General features: G+C 67.9%; 7 protein-coding genes. 3 read left to right on the top strand and 4 right to left on the bottom strand.

What is annotated here, in order from left to right; genetic code table 11:
• A partial coding sequence (locus tag C7T96_RS21930) for a porin (protein WP_199190546.1) occupies positions 1-653 on the top strand: 653 nt, incomplete at its 5' end.
• A gap of 475 nt (positions 654-1128) precedes the next feature.
• Here C7T96_RS21930 and C7T96_RS21925 read toward each other — a convergent pair.
• Both C7T96_RS21925 and C7T96_RS21920 read right to left on the bottom strand, forming a co-directional pair.
• Complete coding sequence (locus C7T96_RS21925) at positions 1129-2013, bottom strand: alpha/beta hydrolase (RefSeq protein WP_245414213.1); 885 nt, start codon at positions 2011-2013, stop codon at positions 1129-1131.
• Positions 2014-2247: 234 nt separating this feature from the next.
• Positions 2248-4290, bottom strand: coding sequence for a lytic transglycosylase domain-containing protein (locus C7T96_RS21920; RefSeq protein WP_106573391.1), 2043 nt, complete (start codon positions 4288-4290; stop codon positions 2248-2250).
• A gap of 229 nt (positions 4291-4519) precedes the next feature.
• Between C7T96_RS21920 and dapA the strand changes: the two genes are divergently transcribed.
• Positions 4520-5401, top strand: a complete 882-nt coding sequence (gene dapA / locus C7T96_RS21915) for a 4-hydroxy-tetrahydrodipicolinate synthase (RefSeq protein WP_106573390.1) — start codon at positions 4520-4522, stop codon at positions 5399-5401.
• Positions 5402-5425: 24 nt separating this feature from the next.
• Positions 5426-5899: an SsrA-binding protein SmpB gene (smpB, locus tag C7T96_RS21910; protein ID WP_106573389.1), complete on the top strand. Its 474-nt coding sequence runs from the start codon at positions 5426-5428 to the stop codon at positions 5897-5899.
• 33 nt (positions 5900-5932) lie between these two features.
• On the opposite strand, the gene C7T96_RS21905 is transcribed toward smpB, so the two are convergent.
• Together C7T96_RS21905 and C7T96_RS21900 are read right to left on the bottom strand one after the other, a co-directional pair.
• On the bottom strand, positions 5933-6610 hold the full coding sequence (locus tag C7T96_RS21905; protein ID WP_106573399.1) for a uracil-DNA glycosylase: 678 nt from the start codon (positions 6608-6610) through the stop codon (positions 5933-5935).
• An 11-nt stretch (positions 6611-6621) separates the two neighbouring features.
• A complete protein-coding gene (locus C7T96_RS21900) occupies positions 6622-7221 on the bottom strand; it encodes an NYN domain-containing protein (protein ID WP_106573388.1) in 600 nt (199 codons plus the stop codon).
• Between the last annotated feature and the right edge of the window lie 191 nt (positions 7222-7412).

The following is a 7412-nucleotide window of genomic DNA, read 5'->3' as shown; positions in this document are numbered from 1 at the left end:
TCGACGGCGGCAACGGCTTCTTCGCCGCGATCTCGCTCGAAGACGATGCGCTGTCGGGTGAAGGCTACATGCCCGACGTCGTCGCCAAGATCGGCATCTCGCAGGGCTGGGGCGCTGTCTGGGTGAAGGTCGCTTACGACGAGAGCTTCGACGGTACGGTTCCGACCCTTTCGGGCCTGGCTCCGTTCGCCGGTTTCAACAGCGGCGGCTTCGGCGCTCAGCTTGGCGCGCAGATCAACATTCCGAACATGCCGGGCTCCTCGCTCCGCGCGTTCGTGTTCTACGCTGACGGCGCGCACGCCTACAATGTCGGCTCGCCGAGCGCGATCTTCGGCCCCACCGGCGAAAGCTACTACGGCGGTTCCGAGTGGAGCGTGCTGGTTTCCTACAACCACCAGTTCTCCTCGACCCTCGGCGCCTCGGTGGCGTTCCAGTGGTGGAACGACCTGTACTACGCGGGTTCGGACCTGCTCTCCGGTGCTGATGCCTGGGGTGCTGAGTTCTCGCTGGTCTGGTTCCCGGTTTCGGACTTCGAAGTCCGCGCCGAGATCCACTACGACGACGTTGGTGCTTTCAACTTCCCGGCCACCCCGGCTCCGCTGGATCCGGACGGCACGGTTTCGGGCTACCTGCGCTTCACGCGCTACTTCTAATCGGCTGATCGGCTGATTTGAGGAAAACCCGGCGGGCAACCGCCGGGTTTTTCGCGTTCGGGTCGGAGAAAACGACAGCGGTCGGGCATCGTCGGCGGGCCCATCCGCCGGTAACGGGCAGGCAACGGGCCGCAGCGTTGACACCCGGGCACAACCGCCGCGCGTGACTGAAGACTTCGGACGGAAGACCCGTCCGCCGGCTTGCACCGACCGACTTCCGCCTCCCGTCCCTTATCCCCCCCCTTAACCCCTGTCTCATCAGCCCGGGCGGCTTGCGCCGCGACCCCTGCCTTGTCCCGCATTTCCGGCCGGATCGCGCCCTCGCGGCGCGCAAGCGGGTCCGCCCGAAGAACGTCCGGGACGGTTGCCGTCTCACGCCGCGTGGATGCAAAAAACGGGAGCCGGCCTCACGCCAGGATCGCCCCGGACCGCGAAATCTGGTCGCGACGGCGACGAGCCGAAGCGCTCTCCTGACCTACCGACGGTCGGCCTTGGCAAGGAACGCGGCGATGCGCCGGGGCAGGTCGCCGGTCTCCAGAAGCGGCGCATGGCCTTGGCCGGCCACGGTGAGGGTCTCGATGTCGGGATGGCGCTGCGCCATCTCGGCCAGCGTTGCGGCCGAAAGCAGGGTCGAATTGGCGCCGCGAATGGCAAGCACCGGGATCGCGCCGAGCCCGGCGAATTGCCGCCACAACTCCGGTAGCGGCCGGTTCAGGTCGACGCCCGTCACCGTCTTCAAAAGCGCCGGGTCGTAGGCGGGCACCGGCGGCATGCTGTCTTCGACGTAAAGCGCGTCGACCATGCGTTCCCAGTCTCGCTCCGACAGCGCCTCGAACGACGCGCCGGCCGCCGCGCGCTGGATGGCGAGCGCGTCGGCGCGCGTTTTGGGCCGCGGCGCGCGTTCCAGATAGGCGCGGATCTGGGCCAGCCCCGCGCCGTCGATGCGCGGGCCGATATCGTTGAGGATCGCCGCTTTCATCAGGCCGGGACGCAGCGCCGCGAGCGCATGGATAATTAGTCCGCCGCGCGAGGTGCCGACGAAGGCGCCGTGCTCGATCCCGGCCGCCACCAGGCCGGCGACGACATCCTCGGCCTCCACCAGCACGTCGTAGCGGCGCCAGTCCTTGTCCCAGGCCGACAGGCCGCGGCCGCGATAGTCGAAGGCGACGATCGGGCGGGCGCGGCCGGTTTCGCCTGCCAGGGCGAGGGCGAGCGCGTGGAAATCGCGGGCATTGCGCGTCAGTCCCGGCAGGCAGATCAGCGGCAGGAGAGCCCCGTCGCCCGGATAAAGCCGCGCATGCAGCCGCAATCCGTCCGAAGCGGTGAAGAAAAAGCTCCGCCAGGCGGCGTCCTGCGTCACGAATGGCTCCTCTGGCGTCCGCATCGCGCTTGCGCGGCTGTTGACCGACGGGCCGTTCCGCCGACTTGGCGTCGCGATCCATCTCTTTGTTGAAACACGGTCTTTTTCGCAAAAGGCCGATCTAAATGTGCCCTGTCACGCTCTACCGGGCGCCGCCGGCAAGGTCAAACGCACAACCTATTCTTCGCCCGTGCGCAATCAGGGCGATTGCCGCGGTCTGCGCCCGGTTCGTGCTCAGCGCCCGCGTGTCAGGTCCTTTTCGATATCGACACGGCCGGTCAGCTGCATCTTGTAGACCTGATAGTTTTCCATCACGCGCTGCACATAGTTGCGCGTCTCCGTGTAGGGGATGCGCTCGATCCAGTCGATCACGGTCTCGATGTCGGCGCCGCGCGGGTCGCCATAGCGCGTCGCCCATTCGGCAGCCCGGCGCGGCCCGGCATTGTAACCGGCGAAGGTCAGCACGTAGGACCCGTCGAACCGCGCGAGCTGCTCGCCGAGAAAGGCCGCGCCCAGCGTGGCGTTGTAGCCGGCGTCGCTGGTCAGCCGCGTGGCCGAGTAGGCAAGCCCGGTCTTGCGCGCCATGTCCTTGGCGGTCCCGGGCAAAAGCTGCAGCAGCCCGCGCGCGCCGGCGCCCGAGATCGCGGCGACGTTGAATTCGCTTTCCTGGCGCGCCACGGCATAGGCCAGCGCCTTGCCGGCCGCCGCGACATCGGCCGAAGCCGGGATCGCCCCGAGCGGATAGGCGAGCGCGCCGATATCGATGCCGCGCGCGGCCGCACGCTTGCTGATCTTCAGGGCCAGGAAATGGTTGCCGCGGCCCTGCGCCCTGGCCGCCAGCAGCGCGATCTCGCCGGGGCTGGTCAAGTCGTCGGCCAGGCCGCGATACAAAATCTCCGCGCGCCGGCCCTGGCCGATGCGTTCCAGCCTGTCGATCGCGGCCACGATGTCGCGGCCCGCGAAACGGCCGCGGTCGGCCGCATTCGGCTCCGGATAGCCGGCCGCGATCGTGGTTTGCCCCAGCCTGGCGGCGGCGAGCTGGCCATAAAAGGCGGTGCCGTGGACGGCCGCGCGCCGGTATTCCTGCGTCGCCTCGCCCGGACCGCCGGCCTCCGCCGTGCGCGCGAGCCAGTAATGCGCGCGCGCCAGCGAGATCGGTCCCGACGAAACCGCGGCGATGCGCGCGAAATGGGCCGCCGCCTTTTTGGCGTCGCCGAGCCCGCGCAGCGCGTACCAGCCGGCGTGAAACTCCGCATCGGCGATCGCCGCCGCGCTCTCGGCGCTGTGGTCGGCGGCGACCTTGTAGGCAGTTTCGGCCGCGCCGCTATCCAGCAATTCCCGCGACAAGACCCGCCGCTCGACCCACCAGGCGTCGGGGTCGATCCGTTGCTCGCCCGCTCTCGGCGCGTCGGCGAGCACGTGCGCGGCCTCGACGAACCGACCCTGTCGCCTGAGATATTTCGCTTTGGCGTGGTGATAGCCGGCCTCGCGCTGCGCTGCCGGCACGGCCTCGAGCAGGGCGCCGGCATTGTCGCGGTTGCGGATTACCGCTCCCCAGGCCGCAACGAGCGCCTCGACGCCGGCCAGCGCGGCCACGCGCTCGGCCGAGCGGATGCGGTCCTCATAGAGCATGCGCTCGGCGCGGTAGCGGTGGTCGGCGGCCGGCAGGAATGATCCGAAGGCGCGCAGGAAGGCCGTTTCCTGGCGCGCATTGAGCTTGGTGCGGCGCCAGAACGGGCTCAGCAAAGCGCGCGCCTCCTGGTCGCGGCCGAGCGCGCGCAGCGCCTTGCCGAGCAGCATCGTGCCCTCGAAGGTCTGCGGCGGGGTGGCGGAAAAGGCGTCGGCCACCACCTGCGGTTCGGGATCGTCGGCGGCAAGGCGGCGTTCGCTGTTGCGGCGCAGCGCCTCCAGCCCCGGCCAGTCGGGCGGGGTTTGGGCTGTCGCGGCACTCTCGCCGCCGGCAAGCGCGATCGCCCAGGCCAGGATCTTGCGGTCGAGCGCGTCGGCCGGCAGCGCGTCGCGCCGCGCCCGCGCCCCGTCGATATCGCCGGCGGAAAGCGCATCGAGGCCGTCCTTGAGCAGGGCCAGGCTTTCGCTGTCAGCCGCCGGTTCGCGGTCGCGCCCCGGCACCCGCGCCGCGACCGAGCCCGTCGTCAGCTCTTTGTCGACATCGACGGCCGGGCCGGGGGCGTCCACCAGCGCCACCACGAGCAGCGCCGGCAGCACGATCAACAGCGCCGCCAACCCGATCCTGCCCGCCGTCGTCTTCGTCTTCATTGCTGTTGTCCGCCTCCGTGGGAGCCCGTGTCCATCGCCCTGTCGCCGTCACTATGGCGTGTGCCGGTGAAAACGGCGTAAACGACCGGTTAACGCGCGGTACGGGCCTGATCGGCCTGAATCTTGTCGGCTGCTCGTGGCAAGACTATGGTGCGCGGCTGCGCAATCGGTTATTGAGCGGGGCGGGCGCGTGCCGTGCCCCTTTTCGTCAGGATTTTGGGAAGAAAACATGTTCAGAGGCTCGCTTACCGCGCTCGTCACCCCGTTCGCATCCGACGGGAGTTTTGACGAGAAAGCGTTCCGCGCCTTTGTCGAGTGGCAGATCGCCGAGGGCTCCAACGGGCTTGTCCCGGTCGGCACGACCGGTGAATCGCCCACGCTCACCCATGACGAGCATCGCCAAGTGATCAAGGTCTGCGTCGAGGTCGCCGCCGGTCGCGTGCCGGTGATTGCCGGTGCCGGCTCCAACAACACCGCCGAGGCCGTCGGCCTGGTCGACTATGCCGAAAGCGTGGGCGCCGACGGCGTGCTTGTGGTGACACCGTATTACAACAAGCCCAACCAGCGCGGGCTTTACGGGCATTTCGCCGCCGTGGCGCGCGCCACCAAGCTGCCGGTCTTTATCTACAACATCCCGCCGCGCTCGGTCATCGACATGCTGCCGGAGACCATGGGGCGGCTGGCGCGGGATTTTGCCAACATCGCCGGCGTCAAGGATGCGACCGGCAAGGTCGAGCGCGTGAGCGAGCAGCGCGCGACCTGCGGCGCCGATTTCATCCAGCTTTCGGGCGAGGACGCCTCCGCGCTCGGCTTCAACGCCCATGGCGGGGTTGGTTGCATCTCCGTCACCTCCAACGTCGCGCCGCGCCTGTGCGCGGAGTTCCAGGAAGCCTCGCTGAACGGCGACCGGGACCGGGCGATCGACCTGCAAGACCGGCTGATGCCGCTGCACCGGGCGCTGTTCGTGGAGCCCAACCCGGCCGGCGCGAAATACGCGCTGTCGCGTCTCGGGCGCATCGGCGGCGGCGTGCGGCTGCCGATGATGGCGGTCGAAGCCGCCACCGCCGAACGCATCGACGCGGCCATGAAACATGCCGGGCTGATGAACTGACGCGCGTCGCGCGCAGCGTAAACGATGGCCCAGGACAAGAAATCCAACTCCAAGACGGTTGCCGAAAACCGTAAGGCCCGCTTCTCCTACGAGGTGCTGGACACGATCGAGGCCGGCCTGGTGCTGACCGGCACCGAGGTCAAGTCGTTGCGCGAGGGCCACGCCAATATCGCCGAAGCCTATGCCTCGGCCGAGGACGGCGAAATCTGGCTGATCAATGCGCACGTGCCTGAATATCTGCAGGGCAACCGCTTCAATCACGAGCCGCGCCGGCGCCGCAAGCTTTTGCTCAACAAGCGCGAAATGGCCCGGCTTGCGCGGGCGGTCGAACGCGAGGGCATGACCATGGTGCCGTTGAAGATCTACTTCAACGAGCGCGGTCGCGCCAAGCTGCTGCTGGCGATCGCGCGCGGCAAGAAGCTGCACGACAAGCGCGAGACGTCCAAGGCGCGTGACTGGAACCGCGAAAAGGCGCGGCTTTTGAAGGAGCGCGGCTGACCGGCAATCCCCGCGCCCAGGCAAGGCCGGCGCTTATTCGGCGGCGTGTCGCCGCGCGCGCACATGCTCCGCAAGCTTGGCGAACACGTCGACGAACATCGCTTCCGTCAGCCGGCCGGTATTGGTGTTGTAGCGTGAGCAGTGGTAGCTGGAAAAAAGCCTGATCCGGCCGGCGTCGAACGCCGCGCCATGGGCAAAGGGGGCATCCTTGATCTTCAGGCCGAGCGCGCGCACCGTCGACTGGTGCGCGATCGAGCCCAGAGTGAGGATGGCCTCGAGCCGGGGCAGGGCCTCGATGGTCGGCACCAGAAAACGCCGGCAGGTGTTGATCTCGGCGCCGACCGGCTTGTTTTCCGGCGGTACGCATCGCACCGCGTTGGTGATCGCGGTTTCCACCAGTTCCAGACTGTCGTCGGGGCGCGCCTCGAATGTGCCGCGCGCCAGCCCGAACCGCTTCAGCGTGGCGTAGAGCAGGTCGCCGGCATAGTCGCCGGTGAAGGGGCGGCCGGTGCGGTTGGCGCCGCGCAGTCCCGGGGCCAGCCCGACGATCAGCACGCGCACGGTTTCACCGCCTCGCGGCGGCAGGAAGGACGGCACCGGCGCATTGTGCCAGTCGGGCTCGCGCGTCCGCCAATCGGCGATAAAGCCGTGCAGGCGAGGGCACAGCGCGCAATCGCTGGGCGGCTCGACCGCCCGCACGGGGTCGGACATCATGGCGGGCTTCAATCGTCGTCGCCGTGGTCGTCGTCGTCATCGTCGACGTCGGTATTTTCGACGCGGCGCGCCGGGCGCTCGCTGGGGTCGCGGCCGACATCGCCCTTCAGCGTCATCAGATCGATGAAGTAATCGGCCTGGCGGCGCAAATCGTCCGAGATCATCGGCGGCTGCGAGGCCATGGTGGAGACCACGCTGACCTTGCGGCCGCGCCGTTGCAGGGCTTCGACGAGGGTGCGGAAATCGCCGTCGCCGGAGAAGATCACGTAATGGTCGACGACATCGGCGAGCTCGAGCGCGTCGATGGTCAGTTCGATGTCCATATTGCCCTTGATCTTGCGCCGCCCGCTGGAATCGGTGAACTCCTTGGCCGGTTTGGTGACCACCTTGTAGCCGTTGTAGTCGAGCCAGTCGATCAACGGCCTGATCGAGGAATATTCCTGGTCCTCCACCAGCGCGGTGTAGTAATAGGCGCGCAGCAGATAGCCGCGTTTGTGAAAGCTGGCGAGAAGCTTGCGATAATCGATGTCGAAGCCGAGCGCCCGCGATGTCGCGTAGAGGTTAGCGCCGTCTATGAACAGCGCGATCTTTTCGCGTGGATCGAACATGGCAAAGTCCTTTGTCGGTAACGGACAGGTCGGGCAATGGTCGCGACGTGCAAAATTCGGCGTCGGGCGGCAATGCGAATAGAATTGCCATAAAACGACCCAAAGGGAAACAGCGTCTGTTCGCGAAACTGCGGCGCCGCGCACCCGACGCCCGCGGCAGGCGGCGTGCGCAAAGGCAGCGTCCCGGTCGC

This window comes from Nitratireductor sp. StC3 (genome assembly GCF_003015025.1).
In the GTDB taxonomy this organism is placed as follows: Bacteria; Pseudomonadota; Alphaproteobacteria; order Rhizobiales; family Rhizobiaceae; genus Mangrovimarina; species Mangrovimarina alexandrii.
This window is presented reverse-complemented; position numbering and strand designations above follow the sequence as displayed.